The following is a 19,057-nucleotide window of genomic DNA, read 5'->3' on the forward strand; positions in this document are numbered from 1 at the left end:
CGGTAGCGGACCAGGAACAGTTCCTCGCCGCCGATGCCGCGAAGCACACGCAGCCCGGCCACGGTGTCCGAGGCCAGCTCGGTGGCCTTGCCGGACTGCTCGCGCTGGACGTCGGCGCGGCGGGTGGCGCGGGGGAGGAGCGGCAGGACACCCAGGGCGAGCAGCGGCATGGCGAGTGCCACGAGCACGCCCAGCGAGGGCAGATAGAGGACGAGGCCGACACAGATGATGACGAGGGCGGCAGCGGCGGAGGCGAAGCGGGAGAGGGCCTCGACGAACCAGCCGATCTTCTCCACATCGCCTGTCGAGACCGCGACGACCTCGCCCGCGGCGACCCGGCGGGTCAGTGCCGAGCCGAGCTCCGCGGTCTTGCGGGCCAGCAGTTGCTGGACCCGCGCGGCCGCGGTGATCCAGTTGGTGACGGCGGTCCGGTGCAGCATGGTGTCGCCCACGGCGATCAGCACGCCGAGAACCGCGATCAGAGCGCCGGCCAGCGCGAGCCGCCCGCCCGACCGGTCGACGACCGCCTGGACGGCGAACCCGACGGCGAGCGGCAGTCCGGCGATGGAGCACTGGTGAAGCAGGCCCCACGACATGGACTTGAGCTGTCCGCGGATCTGGTTGCGGCCGAGCCAGATCAGAAAGCGAGGGCCCGACCGGACATCGGGATCGCCGGGATCCGGGTACGGAAGATCGCGAATTTGCATGACGTCCCAAAGATCGGAAGGAGCTGAGGTCCGCGAGGGACCTCCAGAATCACGTGGGGAGAAGCATGTGGGGGGACCAAACCGTCCAATCCTCGCGTCTCGTCGGTGGTGCGGCAAACCCTTTTACGCGCCGGGAGACCCGCCCGAGCGCAGACCCGCTCAGGCCGAGCGGCAGCTACCGGTGGGTGCGGGGGTAAAGATTCGGCACGCATTCGCCGCGGTCCGCACAGGTGGGCGGGGCCGAACGCCACGGAGTGCGACCATGACCGGATGCATATAGCCGGTGCGGTACGAGTGGTGGTCTCGGCGGCCGCCTGCGGTGTCCTGATCACGACCCTGACGTCGTGTGGTGGGCAGGACGCGGACAAGGACGGAGCGCGGTCGGCCGATGCCGGGAAGCCGAAGGGCAAGGACAAGGCGCAGACCGTCGACCTGAAGCGCATTCCGGATGTCGGCGACCGGTTGCAGTCGCAGATCCCGGCCAACTCCCGTCAGGTCGTCGCCGTCTACGGCGCGGGCAAGGACTCCGCCGACTCCACGGTCGTGTTCTACACCAGAACCGGCACCACCTGGGACAAGGTCGCCGGCTGGAAGGCCCACAACGGCAAGAAGGGCTGGGCCGCCGACCATCACGAGGACGACAAGCGCAGCCCGGTCGGTGTCTTCAGCCTCACCGACGCGGGCGGGGTGCTGCCCGATCCCGGTGCGCTGCTCCCGTACACGGAGTCGGCGTCCATCCAGGCCCCGCACTACTGGGCCAAGTCGCACTGGCACGACTTCGACTACGTCATCGCCATCGACTACAACCGCGTCAAGGGCACCGCCCCCAACGATCCGACGCGGCCCGAGGGCCAGTCCAAGGGCGGCAGCATCTGGCTGCACATGGACCACGGCAGCGGCACATCGGCCTGTGTGAGCCTGCCGAAGGCGGGCATGGAGAAGCTGTTGCGCACCCTGGACCCGCAGCAGCACCCGGTCGTCGTCATGGGTGACCGCGCAGGCCTTCAGACCTGACCGGGACCGGGCCGGGTCGCCCGCTCCAGCTCCATCAGCACCGAGTAGTACGAACGGCCCGTCGCCCGGTCCATGCCGATCTCGCACATCCGGTTGGCCGAGAGATACGTGTCGTACTCCCGGGTGTTCACCTCGGCGGCCTCCTTCGCGGTCGCCGAGGCCGTCAGCTCCTCGTGCAGCATGCCGCGGTCGCCCGCGAATCCGCAGCACGCGGCGTCGTCCGGGATCACGACCTCCCGCGCGCAGGCCTCCGCGACCGCGCGCAGGTGCTCCACATCGCCCAGATGCTCCATCGAGCAGGTCGGGTGCAGGACCGCGGAGCCGGCTCGGCGCAGCACCGTCAGCTCCGGCAGGAGTTCGTCGGCGGCCCAGACCAGGGAGTCGACGACGGTCAGTTCGCTGTGCAAGGCCCGGTTGTCCTCGGTCAGATACGGCACCACCTCATGGGCGATGCCCAGCGTGCACGAGGAGGCGTCGACGACCAACGGCAGTCTTCCGCCCGCGGTCCAGCCCCAGGCCGCAGCCACGATCCGGTTGGCCATCACGGCGTTCGCGGCGTCGTACCCCTTCGAGTGCCAGATCGTCGCGCAGCAGGTCCCGGCGACGTCCGGCGGGATCCAGACCGGCTTTCCGGCGCGCGCCGACACGGCGACCACGGCCTGCGGCAGGGACGGGACGTGCTGTCCCTCGGGGCCGGCGAAGATGCGGTTGACGCAGGCCGGGTAGTAGACGGCGCTCGCTCCCGTCCTGGAGGTGCGCGGCAGCTTCCGGGCGGCGGCCCCGGGGATCTCCGGCAGCCAGGCGGGCATCAGGTCGGGGCGCACGGCCCGGCGGGCGAGACCGGTGACGCCTGCGAGCAGCCGGTCGTCGATCCGGCTCGCCGCGGCGACCGCGAGCCGGGCCGCCGCCTCCACGGCGCGGAAGTTCTTCGCGGTGAGCGCGGCGACCCGTTCCTCGCGCGGGGAGTGCCGTTGATGGCGGAAGGCCTTCATCATGGCGCCGGTGTCGATCCCGACCGGACAGGCGAGTTTGCAGGTGGAGTCGCCCGCGCAGGTGTCGACGGCGTCGTAGCCGTACGCGTCGAGCAGCCCGGTCTCCACCGGCGAACCGGCCGGCTGCCGCATCATCTCCCGGCGCAGCACGATGCGTTGGCGCGGTGACGTGGTCAGGTCGTGGCTGGGGCACGTCGGTTCGCAGAATCCGCACTCGATGCACGGGTCGGCCACCGGCTCAACCCGGGGGATGGTCTTCAGGCCGCGCAGATGGGCCTTCGGGTCGCGGTCCAGGACGATCCGGGGCGCCAGCACCCCGTCGGGGTCGATGAGCTGCTTGGTCCGCCACATCAGTTCGGTCGCCCGCGGTCCCCACTCCAGCTCCAGGAAGGGCGCGATATTGCGGCCGGTGGCGTGTTCCGCCTTGAGCGATCCGTCGAACCGCTCCACGGTCAGCCGGCAGAAGTCCGCCATGAATGCGGCGTACCGGTCGACGTCGGAGGGCTTCGCCGCGTCGAAGGCGAGCAGGAAGTGCAGGTTGCCGTGGGCCGCGTGGCCCGCGACGGCGGCGTCGAAACCGTGCTCGGCCTGGAGTGCCAGCAGCGCCTCGCACGCGTCGGCCAGCCGGGAGGGCGGGACGGCGAAGTCCTCCGTGATCAGTGTCGTACCGGACGGCCGGGAGCCGCCGACCGCGGTGACGAAGGCCTTGCGGGCCTTCCAGTAGCCGGAGATGGTCCCGGCGTCCCGGGTGAACTCATTGGTCACCGAGGTGACGGGCCTAACCAGCTCCAGCCGGCGCACGACACCGGCCGCCGCCCGCTCGTAGGCCTCCTGGCCCTCCTCGTCCGGGGCGCGGAACTCCACCAGCAGCGCCGCGGTCTCCTTCGGCAGCCCGGCCCAGTCGGCGGGCACCCCCTGGACGCTGACGGAGGCCCGCAGGGTGTTCCCGTCCATCAGCTCCACGGCGATGGCACCCGCTTCGTTGAACAGCGGGACGGCGGCCGCCGCCGCGGTCAGGGACGGGAAGAAGAGCAGCGCGGTGGAGACGCGGCGGTCCAGCGGCAGCGTGTCGAAGACGACCTCGGAGATGAAACCGAAGGTCCCCTCCGAGCCGACCATGAGCCCGCGCAGGATCTTCACGGGTGTCGTGCCGTCCAGGAAGGCGTCGAGCCGGTACCCATTGGTGTTCTTGATCTCGTACTTGGCCCGGATCCGGGCGGTGAGCCCGGGATCGGCCTCGATCTCCGCCTTCAGCGCGAGGAGCCCCGCGCAGAGCTGCGGCTCCGCGTGCGCCAGGTCCTCGTCCGCCGAGGGATCGCCGGTGTCCACCACCGTGCCGCCGGGCAGTACGAAGGTGAGCGACGAGACGGTCCGGTACGAATTGCGGCTGGTGCCCGCGGTCATCCCGGAGGCGTTGTTGGCGACGACCCCGCCGATCGTGCAGGCGATCGCGCTCGCCGGGTCGGGGCCGAGCAGCCGGCCGTGCCGGGCGAGGGTGGCGTTGGCCCGCATGATCGTCGTCCCCGGCCGGATGCGGGCCCGCGCACCGCCGTCCAGGACCTCGATGCCGGCCCAGTGGTGCCGTACGTCGACGAGGATGTCCTCGCCCTGTGCCTGGCCGTTCAGGCTGGTGCCCGCGGCCCGGAAGACGATGTTGCGGCCCTTGCCGTGCGCGTACGACAGGATCGCCGAGACGTCGTCGATGTCCTCGGGTACGACGACGACCTGGGGCACGAAGCGGTAGGGGCTGGCATCGGAGGCGTACCGCACCAGGTCGGAGATCTTCCACAGCACCTTCTGCGGCCCCAACAGGTCGGTCAGCTCGCTCCGCAGCGGCTCAGGTGTGCCCGGCGCCTGCTCGTCGGGCACCCGGTCGTGGGTGGGGCTGCGCATCGCACCGGGGCGCAGGGCTTCCGGCTTCGGCTCCAGCAGCGGCATTCGAGATCCCCTCGGCGGCTCGGCGCGGTGCTCCGCACCCGGTCAGCAGCGGCGCTCCGGCATTCCGTTGACCAGAGCGGTCAGCAGCCCGCCGAGCACTTCGCGCTGATCGGCGGTCAATGGAGCCAGGATCTCCTCTGCGGCCGCGCGGCGCCCGTTGCGCAGCGACCGGAGAGTGGCGATGCCCTCGTCGGTGATCTCGATCCGGACCACCCGGCGGCTGTCCGGATCGGGTGCCCGGCGCACCCGGCCGCTGGCCTCCAGGCCGTCCACCAGAGTGGTCACGGCGCGCGGGACCACATCGAGGCGCTGCGCGAGATCCGCCATCCGCGGCGCGCCGTCGTAGTGCGCGACGGTGCGCAGCAGCCGGAACTGCGCGGGGGTGATACCGACCGGCTCCAGCTGACGGCTCTGGATGCGCTGGAGCCTGCGGGTCAGCCGCAGCAGCTGTTCGGCGAGCAGGCCGTCGGGGTCGGGGGAATCCATGCGAGGAACAATATCAGGACCTGGTTCATTGTGAGTACAGGTAACAATGAGCTATGCTCCTATCCACTCGCCTGTTACGGACCGTGGATCCCGACGGGCCGACGATCCGGACCGTCGCGGACCGCTGACGCGCAGGTCGTTGCAGGCGGTCGCAGCCTTCCCTCCCTGTTGTCGCACGCCTGACGAAGGAGCCCATGAAACCCGACGAACCCACGTGGACGCCCCCGCCGAAGGACGCCGAGCAGCCGCCCGCCGAGCTGCGCCGCATCCTGCGCCTCTTCCATCCTTACCGTGGCCGCCTCGCGGTGGTCGGACTGCTCGTCGGCGCCTCGTCGCTGGTGTCGGTCGCCTCGCCGTTCCTGCTGCGCGAAATCCTCGACACCGCCATCCCGCAGGGGCGGACCGGACTGCTCTCGCTGCTCGCTCTCGGCATGATCCTCACCGCCGTGATGAACAGTGTCTTCGGCGTGCTCCAGACCCTCATCTCGACCACCGTCGGCCAGCGCGTGATGCATGACCTGCGCACCGCGGTCTACACCCAGCTCCAGCGGATGCCGCTCGCCTTCTTCACCAGGACCCGTACGGGCGAGGTCCAGTCCCGGATCGCCAACGACATCGGAGGCATGCAGGCCACCGTCACCTCGACGGCTACCTCGCTGGTCTCCAACCTCACCGCGGTCATCGCCACCGTCGTCGCCATGCTCGCGCTCGACTGGCGGCTCACCGTCGTCTCGCTGCTCCTGCTGCCGGTCTTCGTCTGGATCAGCCGCCGGGTCGGCCGGGAGCGCAAGAAGATCACCACCCAGCGGCAGAAGCAGATGGCCGCGATGGCGGCCACGGTCACCGAGTCGCTCTCCGTCAGCGGCATCCTGCTCGGCCGCACCATGGGCCGGTCGGACTCGCTCACCAAGGGCTTCACCGAGGAGTCCGAGCGGCTGGTCGACCTCGAAGTGCGCTCCAGCATGGCCGGACGCTGGCGGATGTCGACGATCGGCATCGTCATGGCCGCCATGCCGGCCGTCATCTACTGGGCCGCGGGTATGACCCTGCAGTCCAGCGGACCCGCCGTCTCCATCGGTACGCTCGTCGCCTTCGTCTCGCTCCAGCAGGGCCTCTTCCGGCCCGCCGTGAGCCTGCTCTCCACCGGCGTGCAGATGCAGACCTCCCTCGCCCTCTTCCAACGGATCTTCGAATACCTCGACCTCACGGTGGACATCACCGAGCCGGAGAACCCGGTCCGGCTGGAGAAGATCCGCGGCGAGATCCGCTTCGAGAACGTCGACTTCAGCTACGACGAGAAGAGCGGCCCCACCCTCAGCGGCGTCGACGTGGCCGTGCCCGCCGGCGGCAGCCTGGCCGTCGTGGGTCCCACCGGCTCCGGAAAGTCCACCCTCAGCTATCTGGTGCCGAGGCTGTACGACGTCTCCGGCGGACGGGTCACGCTCGACGGCGTCGATGTGCGTGATCTGGACTTCGACACCCTCGCCAGGGCCATCGGGGTGGTCTCCCAGGAGACGTACCTCTTCCATGCCTCCGTCGCCGAGAACCTGCGCTTCGCCAAGCCGGAGGCCACCGATGATGAGATCGAGGCAGCGGCCCGCGCGGCACAGATCCATGACCACATCGCCTCGCTGCCCGACGGCTACGACACCCTGGTCGGTGAACGCGGCTACCGGTTCTCGGGCGGTGAGAAGCAGCGCCTGGCCATCGCCCGCACGATCCTGCGCGACCCGCCGGTGCTGATCCTCGACGAGGCGACGAGCGCCCTCGACACCCGTACCGAATTCGCCGTGCAGGAAGCGATCGACGCGCTCTCCGCCGGGCGCACCACTCTTACCATCGCTCACCGGCTGTCCACCGTGCGTGACGCGGATCAGATCGTCGTCCTGGACGGCGGGCGGGCGGCGGAGCGCGGCAGTCACGAGGAACTGCTCGACCGGGACGGGCGCTATGCCGCCCTGGTCCGCAGGGACACTCAGCTGGCCCCCGCAACAGGCTGAACGACCGGGTCGGACGCACCTCATCCACGGGAACGAACTTGTTCGTGACGAACGTGTTCGTTATGGTGCGTGTGTGCCCCTCGCCCTTCCGTTGCCGCCGAGGGGATGGGCCCGCAGCGAACCCTGGGCCGGTATTCCGCACGAGCTGGAGGCGCCACCATGAGCACCGCACACCACCCCATCGCGATCATCGGCGCCGGCCTCGGCGGCCTCACTCTCGCCCGCGTACTGCATGTGAACGGGATCGAGGCAGCCGTCTTCGACCTGGAGGCCGACCGGAACGCCCGCACTCAGGGCGGCATGCTCGACATCCATGAGGAAACCGGCCAGGCCGCCCTGCGCGCCGCCGAGTTGCACGAGCGGTTCCGGGAGAAGGTCCATCCCGGTGGCCAAGCGGTGCGGGTCCTCGACAAGCGGGCCCAGGTACTGCATGAGCAGGCGGACGACGGTCAGGGTGGGCGTCCCGAGATCGACCGCGGAGACCTGCGCGACCTGCTGCTCGACTCGCTGCCCGAGGGCACCGTGCGCTGGGGCAGCAAGATCACCGGTGCCGAGCCGACCGGCGCAGGACGGCACGAGGTCACGCTCGCCGACGGCACCGCCTTCACGGCCGGACTGCTCGTCGGGGCGGATGGCGCCTGGTCCCGTATCCGTCCGCTGCTCTCCGACGCCGTCCCCGCCTACACCGGCATCTCCTTCGTGGAACTGGACTTCCTCGATGCCGACACCCGCCACCCCGAGTGCGCCGAACTCATCGGCGGCGGGATGTTCTTCGCGCTCGGCGACAACCGGGGATTCCTCGCGCACCGCGAATCCGACGGCAGCCTCCATGTCTACGCCGCGCTGCGCGCGGCCGAGGGCCGGCTGTCGACGATCGACTTCACCGACGCCGAGGCGTCCAGGGCCGAACTGGCCGAGCATTTCGCGGACTGGGCGCCCGGACTCCGGCGGCTGATCACCGACTGTGACGGCCTGCCGGTGCCGCGTCTCATTCACGCGCTGCCCGCGGGGCACTGCTGGAAGCGCACCCCGGGCGTCACCCTGCTCGGCGACGCGGCCCATCTGATGTCTCCTTTCGCGGGCGAAGGCGCCAACCTCGCGATGACCGACGGCGCCGACCTGGGCCGGGCGCTCGTCGCTCACCCGGGTGACCTCGAATCCGCGCTGGCCGACTACGAGGCACCCCTCTTCGCGCGGAGCGGGAAGAGCGCTCAGGAGTCCGCCGAAGGCCTGGAGGCGATCTTCAACGACCGGGCACCGCAGCCGCTCATCGACATGTTCTCCTCGTTCGCGGCGTGAACCCCCAACGGCGGCCCCCCGCACGGAACGGACGGCGCACACGACGGCGCCGCCGCTCCCGTGGGACGGGGAGCGACGGCGCCTGATCGAGCAATGGTCAGATGAGCCAACCCGCGAAGTGGACGACGCCGGCAAGCAGGTTGGTGAGGAAGTTCATCTGGTGATTCTCCTTGTGCATGGTGCATCTCTGGGACAGCACAGTCGCGGTCTGCAGCCGGTCGCTTGCGCCCTGTAATCATCATGTACCGCACAGCAGTTGAGCAATGAACGCCGATACGGCCACACGTTCCAGCGAACATCCAATCCCCTGTTCGTGTGTTCCCCTCTCTCGGTGCGGGGCGCGTATCGCCCGAAGGCGGGGCGCCGACGAGGGGATCGGTGCGGGACAGCGTGCCCGCACGGTGAACGAGTCCCCGGACTCCCCGCCCCGTCGCACGTTCCGCCGGACCCGGCGCGGCCGGCGGGCGCTGCTCATCGCCGCCGTGCTCGTCCTCGTGGTGGCCGTCGCCGTACTCGTACCGAGTTGAGCGGCCCGGTACTCAGGCCGCTGAAGCCGCCCGTTCCGCGGCCGGCTCGGCCCGGTCCAGCAGCCGTCCGATCGCCCGCACGGCGGCCCGCCCCGCCCGGTTGGCGCCGATCGTGCTGGCGGACGGTCCGTACCCGACGAGATGGACGCGCGCGTCGCGTGCCGCCTGGGTCCCCTCGACCCGGATGCCGCCACCCGGCTCGCGCAGTCTCAGCGGGGCGAGGTGGTCGACGGCGGGCCGGAAGCCGGTCGCCCAGAGGATGACATCTGCCTCGACGGTGCGACCGTCGTCCCAGGCGATGCCGGTCGGTGTGATCCGGTCGAACATCGGCAGGCGGTCGAGCACCCCCGACTCGCGGGCGCGCCGGACGGCGTCGGTGACCGGCAGCCCGGTCACGCTCACCACGCTCTGCGGCGGCAGCCCGCGTCGCACCCGGTCCGCCACCATCGCGACGGCGGCCCGACCCTGGTCGGCGCCGAACGGGCCCTCGCGGAAGACCGGCGGCCGGCGCGTGACCCAGTGGGTGTCCGCGGCCACCTCGGCGATCTCCATCAGATGCTGGGTGCCGGAGGCCCCGCCGCCCACCACGACCACGCGCTGCCCGGCGAACTCGGCGGGCCCCGGATAGTTCGCCGTGTGCAGCTGGCGGCCCCGGAAGGTGTCCTGGCCCGGGTAGCGCGGCCAGAACGGACGGTCCCAGGTCCCCGTCGCACTGATCAGGGCCCGCGTCGCGTACGTACCCTCGGATGTCTCCACGAGCAGCCGCCCGCCGCCGCCCTCGCGCACCGCGCTCACCTCGACCGGCCGGTGCACCCGAAGGCCGAAGGCGCGCTCGTACGAGTCGAAGTACTCGCCGATCACCTCGGAGGAGGGCCTGCTGTCATCGGCACCGGTCAGCTCCATGCCGGGCAGGGCGTGCATCCCGTGCACCTTGCCGTACGTCAGCGACGGCCAGCGGAACTGCCAGGCGCCACCGGCGCGCGGGGCGTGGTCGAGCACCACGAAATCGCGGTCCGGCTCCAGGCCGGTACGGCGCAGATGGTAGGCGCCGGACAGACCCGCCTGCCCGGCGCCTACCACCACGACATCCACTGAGTGCACCCCGATGTTGTTCACGCTTCTACCAACTCTGGCGGGGCCGTGCATCTTCCCGCGGCTCCCGGGAGGCTCAGCGCCCCCCGGCGAACAGCAGCGGAGCCCCGCCCGGCGCGGAGGCCGGGCGGCCGTTCGCCGCGGGCACCGCCAGCAGCGGGGAGGCCGGCACGGTCGACAGCAGTCCCCGGGCCGCCAGTTCCGGAGTGACGCCCTCACCGAACCAGTACGCCTCCTCCAGATGCGGATATCCGGACAGCACGAAGTGCTCCGCACCCAGGGAGTGGTACTCCTCGATCCGGTCCGCGACCTCCGCGTGGCTGCCGACCAGCGCGGTGCCGGCACCACCCCGCACCAGACCCACGCCGGCCCACAGATTGGGCGCGATCTCCAGTTTGTCGCGGGAGCCTCCGTGCAACGCCAGCATCCGCTGCTGCCCCACGGACTCGCTCCGTCCGAGCGCCTGCTGGGCCGCGGCGACCGTGTCGGCGTCGAGATCGCCGAGCAGCCGGTCGGCGGTCGCCCACGCCTCACGCGACGAGTCGCGCGAAATGGTGTGCAGCCGGATGCCGAACCGGACCGTGCGGCCCTGCTCCTCGGCCAGCCCCCGGATCCAGCCGATCTTCTTCTTCACATCGGCGGGAGGCTCGCCCCAGGTCAGATAGACATCGGCGTGCTTCGCCGCGACCGGGCCGGCCGCGGCCGACGAGCCGCCGAAGAAGACCTCCGGCAGCGGGTCCGGCGGCAGCGCCGTCAGCCCGCCCTCCACCTGGTAGTGCTCACCGTCGAAGTCGAACGGCTGACCGCTCCACGCGCCTCGCACCACCGACAGGAACTCCGCGGTCCTGGCATAGCGCCGGTCGTGGTCCAGATGGTCGCCGAACCTCCGCTGCTCCGTGGAGTCACCGCCCGTCACGACGTTGAGCAGCAGCCGTCCCCGGGTGATCCGCTGATACGTCGCGGCCATCTGGGCGGCGAGCACCGGCGAGATCACGCCCGGACGGAACGCCACCAGGAACTTCAGCCGCTCGGTGTGCTGGGCCAGCGCCACCGTCGTCAGCCAGGCATCCTCGCACCAGGTCCCGGTCGGCGTCAGCACGGCCTCGAACCCCAGCTGCTCGGCGGCCTTGGCGATCTGCGCCAGATACTCGATGTCGGGTGCGCGCACCCCGCTGACCGGGGTGATCCGGTCCCGCTTGATCCCGCCGTCGGTGTAGGCGTGCCGGTCGACGAGCGTGCGCCCGTCGCCGCCCGTGGGCAGGAACCAGTGGAGATGCACATTCATGAGGAGACCTTTCCGTACGAGCGGGGAGTTGCCGAGGACGCGGGGAGATCGCGGTTGAAGCGGGTGTCGACGTAGTCCTTGAAGGCGAAGCGGTGCGGGATGAGCTTCAGGCCGGCGAAGGTGTCCGCGATCTCCTGCTCGGAGGCGATCGCGGCCGGATCGACGGCGACGGGGACCCGGGTGCCGTACGTCAGCTTCACCGCGTCCAGCGCCACCTCGTAGGGCAGCCCGGTCTCCTTCGCCCAGACCTTCGCCCACGCCTCGGGGTGCTTGAACACCCAGTTCTGAGCCCGGTTCAGCCGGACCAGCAGATCGCCGATGGCCCTGGACTTCCCGGACTCCTTGAGCGCGGCGGGCGAGGCGACCTGGAACCCGAGGCCGTTGACGACCCCTTCACCCGTGGTCAGCACCCGGGCCCTGCCGCCGCGCAGCACCTGCGAGGTGTACGGGTCCCAGATCGCCCAGGCGTCGACCTTGCCCCGGCTGAACGCGGCCGGCGCGTCGGCCGGCTGAAGGTACTTCAGCTTCACGTCGGAGATGCCGAGCCCCGCCTTCCTCAGCGAGCTGATCAGCTGGAAATGGGCGGAGCTGCCCTGGGCGACAGCGATCGACGCGCCCTTGAGCTGGGCCGGTCTCCGCAGCGGCGAGTCCTCGGGGACCACGATCGCCTCGCCGGCCGACAAACCGTGTGTGGCACCCACCACCACGACCTTGGAACCGGCGCCGGCGGCGAACACCGGCGGGGTGTTGCCGACCCCGCCGACGTCCACGGCCCCGGCGTTGACCGCTTCGAGAAGAGGCGGGCCGGAGGTGAAGGTGGACCATGTGACGCGGTAGTCGAGGTCGTCCAGCTCGCCGGAGGCGCGCAGGATGGCTTCGTAACCACCCTTCTGGTCGCCGATGTTGAGCGTGACACTGCCCTTTCCGTCGGTGCCGCTCGCCGTGGAGGCGGAGGTCGCGCCGCCGCAGGCGGTGAGCAGCAGGGCCAAGGGCAGCAGCAGGGAGGGCAGGGTGCGGCGATTCATGTCGTCTCTCTCCGGTCCGGACAGGGGAGGTTCAGGAGGTTTGGGCGGGCGTGGGGACTGTCTCCACGCCGAGTTCCGTGAGCAGCCGGGTACGCAGCGCGGCGAACTCCGGAGTGCCGGGGCTGCGGGGGCGGTCCAGGGCGACCGGCGTCTCGTACGCGATGACGCCGTCCCGCATCACCAGCGCACGGTCGGCGAGGAGCAGCGCCTCGTCCACATCGTGCGTGACGAGCAGCACGGCGCAGCCGCGGCGCTGCCAGAGCTCGGCGACCAGCTGCTGGGCCTTGATCCTGGTCAGCGCGTCGAGCGCGCCGAACGGCTCGTCGAGCAGCAGCAGATCGGGCTCGCGGACCAGCGCGCGGGCGAGCGAGGCACGCTGCGCCTCACCGCCCGAGAGCGTCCTGGGCCAGGCCCCGGACCGCTCGGAGAGCCCCACCTCCGCCAACGCCTTCTCGGCCACGGCGCGTTCGGGCTTCCCGGGCAGTCCGAGCAGTACGTTGCGCCAGACCCGCTTCCACGGCATCAGCCGCGGCGCCTGGAACGCGACCGCCCGGCGCCGGGGAACCAGTACCGTGCCCCGGATCTCCCGGTCCAGGCCGGCGAGCACCCGCAGCAGGGTCGACTTCCCGCATCCGCTGCGCCCGAGCAGCACGGTGAACTCCCCGGCGCGCAGGGTCAGATCGAGCCCGTCGACGACCGCCCGGCCGTCGAAGGAGCGGGTCAGCCCCTCGACCCGGACGGCTGCCTCCGGCAGTGCGCCGGCGAGGGCGGGGGAGCGGGTGGTCACTGGCCCGTGAAGGTCGGTCGCCATTGCAGCAGCAGCCTTTCGAGAATGCGGACGATGACATCGGCGGCGAGGCCGAGGAAGGCGTAGACGACCAGGCAGACGACGATGACGTCGGTACGGAAGAACTCCCGGGCCTGGTTCATCAGGAAGCCGATTCCGGCATCGGCATTGACCGACTCGCCGAACACCAGCGCCAGCCAGGCGGTCGCCAGCGAGTAGCGCAGCCCCGTCATGGCTCCGGGCAGCGCCCCCGGCAGCACCACATGCCGCACCAGGCCCCAGCGCCCAAGCCCCAACGACTGCCCTGCTTCGATGAGTTGGGGGTCCACACCGCGAATGCCCGCGTAGACGTTGAGATACAGATGAAAGGCCACCCCGAGCGCGATCAGCGCCACCTTCGGGGCCTCGCCGATTCCCAGCCAGATGATGAACAGGGGGATCAGCCCCACCCAGGGAACGGTGCGCAGCATCTGGACGCTCGCGTCGACCAGATCCTCGCCCAGCCGGGAGAGCCCCGAGACCAGTGCGAGCGCGGTCCCGACGGCGCCTCCGAGCACCAGCCCCACGGCGACCCGCTGGAGCGAGACGGCCATCGCCGAGGACAGGGTCCCGTCGGCGATCAGGCCGGATCCCGCGCGGGCGATGGTGCCGGGCGAGGCCAGCACGTCCGGATGCAGTACACCGGTGGCGCTGAACACCTGCCACAGGATCAGCAGCAACAGCGGCCCGACGGTGCGCCGAAGCCACCGCGGCACGTTCCGGAGCCGCGTTCCGCGGGCGGCGGCCGGAGTCACGGGCTCCAGGTCGAGCGGACGGTGGCCGACCGAACCCTCCGGCGAGCCGGATTTCATTACTTCAGGGGATATTCCGGGTGGGGCGAGAGCATGGTCGAGAGTCATGAGGGCTCCACGAGCGGTTCATGGGGAGGGGTGTGCCCAGGCACCCGGGCAGGCGACAGCCACGCCGTACCCGCTGAGGACACGGAGGATCCACCGCGGGCGTTCGGCGGGCTGAGCGTCACGGGAGAGGCAGGGCAGGACGCGTGCGACGTCAGGAGCAGGCGGGCGTCCCGGCCCCGGTCACTGACGGGAAACGAGCTGGGGGAACGTCAGCAGCCGCGACAACACGCGGCGGAGGCCACTCGCAGCAGGTCGATATGACCGCGCGAAGTGAGCAGAGCTGATCGGAACATGGCGCTGAAGGTAGCGATCCCCTAAGGAAACGGTCAATGGTGTCTCGGCACGTGGACGCGCGATCTTGCCGTACGGGCTGGAGAATGAAGCCATGCCCACCGCCTTCACCACCAGCGTCCTGCACATCACCACGGGAAGCACGGAGACCGTCACCGACCTGACGTCCGACTGCGAACAGTTCCTCACCCGGACGGCCGCAGGCCGGGACGGCCTGCTCAACATCTTCGTACCGCACGCGACAGCCGGGATCGCGGTCCTGGAAACCGGCGCGGGCAGCGACGACGACCTCCTCTCCGCCCTGCACACACTGCTCCCGGCCGACGACCGCTGGCAGCACCGCCACGGCAGCCCCGGCCACGGCCGCGACCACGTGCTCCCGGCCCTCGTTCCGCCGCACGCGACGCTGCCGGTGATCGCGGGGCGGCTGGATCTGGGGACGTGGCAGTCGGTGTGCCTGGTCGACACGAACGTCTCTAAAGACAACCGTCAGGTTCGTCTGAGCTTCCTGGGCTGATCAAGATCACTCCCAGGGGTCGTGCCGCCAATTCTCCGTACCATGCGTGCGCGAGCCGGATCCGGGGTTTGCGGGCGAAGGCACGGCGACCGAACCGCTGCGGGGTGGCGGGATGACGACGGCCGGGCCGGTGCTGGCGCCCCGTTGAGTGGGCTGCTTCCCGTTCGGCATCGGCGGGGCGGAAGTCCGCTGTGCGCGTCGGCGCAGTTCTTCGGCGAGCCGCTGCCGTTCTTCGCGGTCCCGCTGCCCCGACGAGGTGAGCGCGGTCCCGGACTCTGCTTCCACCAGGTGTTCCTCCCAGACGTCCCGCCAGTTGTGGCCCACGCGCGACCATTCCTCCGCGAAGTGGGCGGCGATGGCCGTGCCCGCACCCGCCTTGCTGGTCAGAGCCGTGATCGATTGCAGGAACAGAGTGTGGCGGCCGCGGTCGATCTGCGCTTCGACAGGGAGCTCGATGGGCGCGTGGGTGCTTCCCGGATCGAGGCGGATCATCAGGCCGGGGAGCGGTCGGACTTCCAGGCCCGCCAGTCAGGTCCAACCGGGTGAAGGCCTCGGCCGTTTCAGGCTCGTCGCGTACCAGAAGGTCCTGGAGCGCGGCGACCCCCTCCGGAACACCTCTGTGAGGCTCGCGTCCGCCGACTCGTTCAGGACTGCGTCCCCAGCCTTGTCCACGCCTCCGGGCTCGTACGTGACCTGGGCGCCCGCGACGTCCAACGGTGTGATGTGAGGTGGACCGAACACCGCCGTGAACTGCTGCACGTTCCCTCCCGGCTGCCACCGCGGCAGACGGTTCGCCAAGACCCGCTCGACCCCGGAGTCGGCCACGGCGAACGCCGCTCCGCCCTTGCCCTTGACCCAGCCTGCCGTGGTCCACAGCGGCAGACTCCGCGGTCTGCTCTGCAGCCCGGGCGACATGGGCTTCTCGTCGGAGCGGATCACGTCCCGCAGGCGACGCAGAGCCTCGAGCATGACCCATTCGTGCTCGGCGTCGGGGGTCGCGCCGGTCCCGGAGATCTCCTTCAGCACGTCGATGAGGCCATCGAGCCCGGGCTCGGGGATGCCCAGTACCTGCCACAGAGGATCGATGTCGGACCCGGTAGGTTCAGGCCAAGCCGGGCCTCACTCCGGCGGGCCCGCCCACGACCGTGAGCAGGTCCACGACGAAGATCAGCGTCGAGCCCGCGGGGATCAACGGAGAGGGCGACTGCTTGCCGTAACCGAGACGCGGGGGAACGATGATCTCGCGCCGGCCGCCGACCTTCATCCCCCTCACTCCCCGGTCCCAGCCCTTGATGACCCTGCCACCGCCTACGGCGAACTTGAACGGCCGGTCCCGCTCCCAGGAGGAGTCGAACTCCCTTCCGGACGCGAACGTGACCCCTACATAGTGAACCTGGACGACCTTGCCCGGCTGCGCCTCGGGTCCGTCCCCAACCACGAGGTCCCGGATCGTCAGCTCGGTGGGCGCGTCACCCTCCAGAACCTCAATTCTGGGCTTCGTCAGTTCGCTCATCACTGTCCTATCGCTCGCCACCGAAGTCCCCCGCACAGCCGGCCGGGCACATGGACATTCCATATGGCAGGCGATCACGCTACCGGCAATGCACAGGCTCCCGTGCCACGGAACACGGCTCTCGCACCGAAGGATGTACCGGATCGGGAGCTGGCCTCACACCCGCGGGCGACGGGGCGGGTGCCCGGGCCCCGGAGGCGGGCCAAGAACCGATCGGTGCGTGCCCCGGAGTGACCGCGTAAGCACCTGCCGGCCGTCGCCTTTGAGGCGTGCCCCGGCGAAGACTGCGTCACGGCCGAAGGTCACCTTGCTGAACCGTGCCCGCTGATTGACCTGTACCGAGACGAAGGTGATCCCGTCGATGAATGTCACGCCGCCGAAGGTGTTGCCGACCGCCACTTTGAGTTCTTCCAGCAGTTCACGGCCGAAGGGCACCCCGCAGCGGTCCACCGTGGCACCGGGCGATGACGCCCCGAGCGCGTGGTGCCGTTCCTCCCGTTCCAGGTGGGCCAGGCAGCGGTCGTACGGATTCCAAGGCACACGGAAGCAATCGCCGTCCTCGCCCAGGGAACATGATCTTTCCTTTGAACCGGAACTGCTCTCCAAAGAAGCGAGACGGGCCTTGGCCTCCTTGGCCGCGGGACCGTCCTGCCAGTCTGATGGTCACCTTCGCGGACCAGCTCCCCATGCTCCGCTACTGCGAGGAGCACTTGCTCGCCGGCGTGGCCCGCTGGCTCAAGCGCGGGATCGACCAGATCCCGGCCTCGTCTTCTCACAGGTGCAGGACCATGTCGTCGCGGTCGCCCACGCGCACGCCGAGCGGCTGGTGCTGGACGCGTTCGTCGACAAGACGCGTGCGCTGCCGGAGGGCGGCAACAAGGGCGCCCTGGGCTTGCTGTTCGCCCTGATGTGGCGCGGCGCCGCGTCCGGTGACGGTGCAGCGCCGGGCACGCGGCCCCCGGCGCAGCGCCCCGGCGTCCGATGGCCGGTGCCTCCGGCGGCGTGCCTCGTGACCGCACCGGGTCGCGTTTCGGTGAGCCTCTTTCAGAGATTCTCGGTGGACGAGAGATTCTCGGCGGACGGAGGAAGGCCGACCAACGCCTTCAGATGATGGGGCCGGAACGGGGTCGGGCCGTGCCACTCCACCAGCATGACGGTGGCATCGTCGTTGAGGCGGCCGTTGTGATAGTCCAGATGGTGTCTGATCAGCCGTCGCAGGGTCTCCGGCACGGAGAGGCCGTCGGCGTGGTGGCGGACGAGGAAGTCGATCAGCCGGTCGAGGCCGAACTCCTGCCCGTCCTGGTTCCGCGCCTCGGTGATGCCGTCCGTGTAGAGCAGCAGGCGGTCCCCGGGTTCCAACTGGTCGCGGCGCAGGGTGCCGGGCAGGCCCAGCCCTGTTCCCATGGGAGGGGCCGGCGGGCAGGACATGTGCACGACGGCCCGGTTGCCGCGGATGACGAACGGGGGATGGTGGCCGTAGTTCGTCCAGGTCAGCACGCCTGTGGGCAGGTGAAGTTCGGCCAGGAGGCTCGTGACGTACCGGCGGCCGGCGAACTGCCCGGTCAAGGTCTCTCCGACGCCCTCCGCGGCCTGCAGGAGTTCGGCGCCCTGACGGCGCCGGTTGCGGGCTGCGGCCAGCGCGAGGTTCACGGTCAGTCCGGCGGCCGTGTCGTGCCCCATGGCGTCGAAGATCGAAAGATGCAGGGTCTCATCGGCCAGGGCGTAGTCGAAGGCGTCGCCGCTGATCTGGTAAGCCGGTTCCATGATCGCGCTGACCAGGACCCGGTCGGTGGCGAAGGTTCGCGGCGGCATCAGCTGCCACTCCATCTCGGCAGCCACCTTCATCTTCCGGCGGCGGACCAACTGGGAATACGAGTCACTCGCTTCACGCTTGCTCACCAGGAGGAGGGCGACCAGTCCGGCGAGAACGTTCAGATCCTCGTCCATCTCCACCCGCGCTCCGGGGAAACCGACTCGGAGTACCCCCAGACGTTCGGCGCCGTCCAGCAGGGGGACCCACCACTCGCCCTGCGCGGTGGACGAGGCCGGAAGGATCCGTCCCAGCTGGAAGGCTCTTCCCGCCACGGTCCCTTCCACGGACCACGAAGGCTGCGCGTCGGGATCACCGGGATCAGCACCGGCACGGGCAGTCAGCAGATACAACCGTTCCTGCTGGAGATCGGCCAGATAGATCAGGACACGGGGCCAGCCCACCAGGGCGGCGCGCGACGCCACCGCGTCCGGCAACTGCTCCAGGGGCATCAGATGGCTCGCGGAAATCAGCTCCGCCAATGCCCCTGCACGCGTCATTCCCGCGCTGTTCATTCACGAGCACCCTTCTGGACGGCCGGCCTGCTCACCGGCCGGGCTACCGGCGTCACCACACCGGCCGGGGCACCGACACCCCGGACAGTAGGAGAATGACCGATTTGGCCGCGGAAAGCCGTGACCGCCTCGTCGTGGCCGGTGAGCCGCAGCGGCCGGGCCGCTCCGCGAAGGCCCCGGGGAAAACCCCGGCGATGACGCCAGGGAAGCCCTTGAAGAAGGAAGCCCCCGCCAACTTCCGCCAACTCCCGCGAACTTCTGTGAACTTAACCCACCCGCCAGTAACATCCGACCGGCCAGTAGCACGCCGGCCCAAGCCGCCACCCCCGAAAGGGTCTCCTGAATGCGCTTGACCTCCCG

General features: G+C 70.3%; 19 protein-coding genes and 1 pseudogene. 6 read left to right on the forward strand and 14 right to left on the reverse strand.

The annotated features are described in order from the left end of the window. On the reverse strand, positions 1 to 707 hold a 707-nt coding region (locus tag J1C73_RS14030; protein ID WP_207316663.1), incomplete at its 3' end, for an ABC transporter transmembrane domain-containing protein. A gap of 270 nt (positions 708 to 977) precedes the next feature. Between J1C73_RS14030 and J1C73_RS14035 the strand changes: the two genes are divergently transcribed. After that, entirely contained in the window at positions 978 to 1,721 is a 744-nt protein-coding gene (locus J1C73_RS14035; protein WP_242644147.1) for a hypothetical protein, read from the forward strand. Here the strand turns inward: J1C73_RS14035 and J1C73_RS14040 are convergent. Beyond that, complete coding sequence (locus tag J1C73_RS14040; protein ID WP_207316664.1) at positions 1,712 to 4,651, reverse strand: FAD-binding and (Fe-S)-binding domain-containing protein; 2,940 nt, start codon at positions 4,649 to 4,651, stop codon at positions 1,712 to 1,714. The genes J1C73_RS14035 and J1C73_RS14040 overlap by 10 nt on opposite strands. Before the next feature lie 42 nt (positions 4,652 to 4,693). Further along, complete coding sequence (locus tag J1C73_RS14045) at positions 4,694 to 5,137, reverse strand: MarR family winged helix-turn-helix transcriptional regulator (protein WP_123467746.1); 444 nt, start codon at positions 5,135 to 5,137, stop codon at positions 4,694 to 4,696. Between the two features lie 194 nt (positions 5,138 to 5,331). Here J1C73_RS14045 and J1C73_RS14050 point away from each other — a divergent pair, with 194 nt between their 5' ends. The 3 genes from J1C73_RS14050 (at position 5,332) to J1C73_RS14060 (ending at position 8,963) form a co-directional block, all read left to right on the forward strand. Continuing rightward, positions 5,332 to 7,137, forward strand: coding sequence for an ABC transporter ATP-binding protein (locus tag J1C73_RS14050; protein ID WP_207316665.1), 1,806 nt, complete (start codon positions 5,332 to 5,334; stop codon positions 7,135 to 7,137). Positions 7,138 to 7,296: 159 nt separating this feature from the next. Next, positions 7,297 to 8,436 (forward strand): FAD-dependent oxidoreductase, encoded by a 1,140-nt coding sequence (locus J1C73_RS14055; RefSeq protein WP_207316666.1) that lies wholly within the window; start codon positions 7,297 to 7,299, stop codon positions 8,434 to 8,436. Positions 8,437 to 8,837: 401 nt separating this feature from the next. Further along, positions 8,838 to 8,963, forward strand: coding sequence for a hypothetical protein (locus J1C73_RS14060; RefSeq protein WP_278186554.1), 126 nt, complete (start codon positions 8,838 to 8,840; stop codon positions 8,961 to 8,963). Between the two features lie 12 nt (positions 8,964 to 8,975). Here the strand turns inward: J1C73_RS14060 and J1C73_RS14065 are convergent, their stop codons facing one another. From J1C73_RS14065 to J1C73_RS35985, 6 genes are all read right to left on the reverse strand, one after another. Further along, positions 8,976 to 10,064 carry an NAD(P)-binding domain-containing protein gene (locus tag J1C73_RS14065; protein ID WP_207316677.1) on the reverse strand — a complete coding sequence of 363 codons (1,089 nt, stop codon included), beginning with the start codon at positions 10,062 to 10,064 and terminating at the stop codon, positions 8,976 to 8,978. A 67-nt stretch (positions 10,065 to 10,131) separates the two neighbouring features. After that, the gene (locus J1C73_RS14070) at positions 10,132 to 11,340 is read right to left on the reverse strand and encodes an LLM class flavin-dependent oxidoreductase (RefSeq protein ID WP_207316667.1); all 1,209 of its coding nucleotides are present in this window, start codon (positions 11,338 to 11,340) and stop codon (positions 10,132 to 10,134) included. Further along, positions 11,337 to 12,365 (reverse strand): ABC transporter substrate-binding protein, encoded by a 1,029-nt coding sequence (locus J1C73_RS14075; RefSeq protein ID WP_207316668.1) that lies wholly within the window; start codon positions 12,363 to 12,365, stop codon positions 11,337 to 11,339. The genes J1C73_RS14070 and J1C73_RS14075 overlap by 4 nt, the downstream gene beginning before the upstream one ends. Before the next feature lie 31 nt (positions 12,366 to 12,396). Then, positions 12,397 to 13,176, reverse strand: a complete 780-nt coding sequence (locus J1C73_RS14080) for an ABC transporter ATP-binding protein (RefSeq protein WP_207316669.1) — start codon at positions 13,174 to 13,176, stop codon at positions 12,397 to 12,399. Beyond that, positions 13,149 to 14,051: an ABC transporter permease gene (locus J1C73_RS14085; RefSeq protein ID WP_207316670.1), complete on the reverse strand. Its 903-nt coding sequence runs from the start codon at positions 14,049 to 14,051 to the stop codon at positions 13,149 to 13,151. Before J1C73_RS14085 ends, J1C73_RS14080 begins: the two co-directional genes overlap by 28 nt. A gap of 209 nt (positions 14,052 to 14,260) precedes the next feature. After that, a complete protein-coding gene (locus J1C73_RS35985; protein WP_311307964.1) occupies positions 14,261 to 14,344 on the reverse strand; it encodes a putative leader peptide in 84 nt (27 codons plus the stop codon). A 92-nt stretch (positions 14,345 to 14,436) separates the two neighbouring features. On the opposite strand from J1C73_RS35985, the gene J1C73_RS14090 reads away from it, so the two are divergent. Continuing rightward, positions 14,437 to 14,859, forward strand: a complete 423-nt coding sequence (locus J1C73_RS14090) for a secondary thiamine-phosphate synthase enzyme YjbQ (RefSeq protein WP_207316671.1) — start codon at positions 14,437 to 14,439, stop codon at positions 14,857 to 14,859. Positions 14,860 to 14,865: 6 nt separating this feature from the next. Here J1C73_RS14090 and J1C73_RS14095 read toward each other — a convergent pair whose 3' ends face one another. From J1C73_RS14095 to J1C73_RS14110, 4 genes are all read right to left on the reverse strand, one after another. Beyond that, a complete protein-coding gene (locus tag J1C73_RS14095) occupies positions 14,866 to 15,351 on the reverse strand; it encodes a hypothetical protein (protein WP_207316672.1) in 486 nt (161 codons plus the stop codon). A 36-nt stretch (positions 15,352 to 15,387) separates the two neighbouring features. Continuing rightward, positions 15,388 to 15,885, reverse strand: coding sequence for a hypothetical protein (locus J1C73_RS14100; protein WP_207316673.1), 498 nt, complete (start codon positions 15,883 to 15,885; stop codon positions 15,388 to 15,390). A gap of 76 nt (positions 15,886 to 15,961) precedes the next feature. Next, positions 15,962 to 16,372, reverse strand: coding sequence for an FKBP-type peptidyl-prolyl cis-trans isomerase (locus tag J1C73_RS14105; RefSeq protein WP_278186556.1), 411 nt, complete (start codon positions 16,370 to 16,372; stop codon positions 15,962 to 15,964). Between the two features lie 156 nt (positions 16,373 to 16,528). Continuing rightward, on the reverse strand, positions 16,529 to 16,807 hold the full coding sequence (locus J1C73_RS14110; RefSeq protein WP_207316674.1) for a hypothetical protein: 279 nt from the start codon (positions 16,805 to 16,807) through the stop codon (positions 16,529 to 16,531). Between the two features lie 242 nt (positions 16,808 to 17,049). Here J1C73_RS14110 and J1C73_RS34830 point away from each other — a divergent pair. Beyond that, positions 17,050 to 17,312, forward strand: a pseudogene (locus J1C73_RS34830) (acyl-CoA dehydrogenase family protein); the annotation flags it as partial. A gap of 104 nt (positions 17,313 to 17,416) precedes the next feature. Here the strand turns inward: J1C73_RS34830 and J1C73_RS14115 are convergent. Continuing rightward, the gene (locus tag J1C73_RS14115; RefSeq protein ID WP_207316675.1) at positions 17,417 to 18,682 is read right to left on the reverse strand and encodes a PP2C family protein-serine/threonine phosphatase; all 1,266 of its coding nucleotides are present in this window, start codon (positions 18,680 to 18,682) and stop codon (positions 17,417 to 17,419) included. Between the last annotated feature and the right edge of the window lie 375 nt (positions 18,683 to 19,057).

Origin of the sequence: Streptomyces laculatispora (assembly GCF_017353455.1) — a bacterium.
In the GTDB taxonomy this organism is placed as follows: domain Bacteria; phylum Actinomycetota; class Actinomycetes; order Streptomycetales; family Streptomycetaceae; genus Streptomyces; species Streptomyces laculatispora.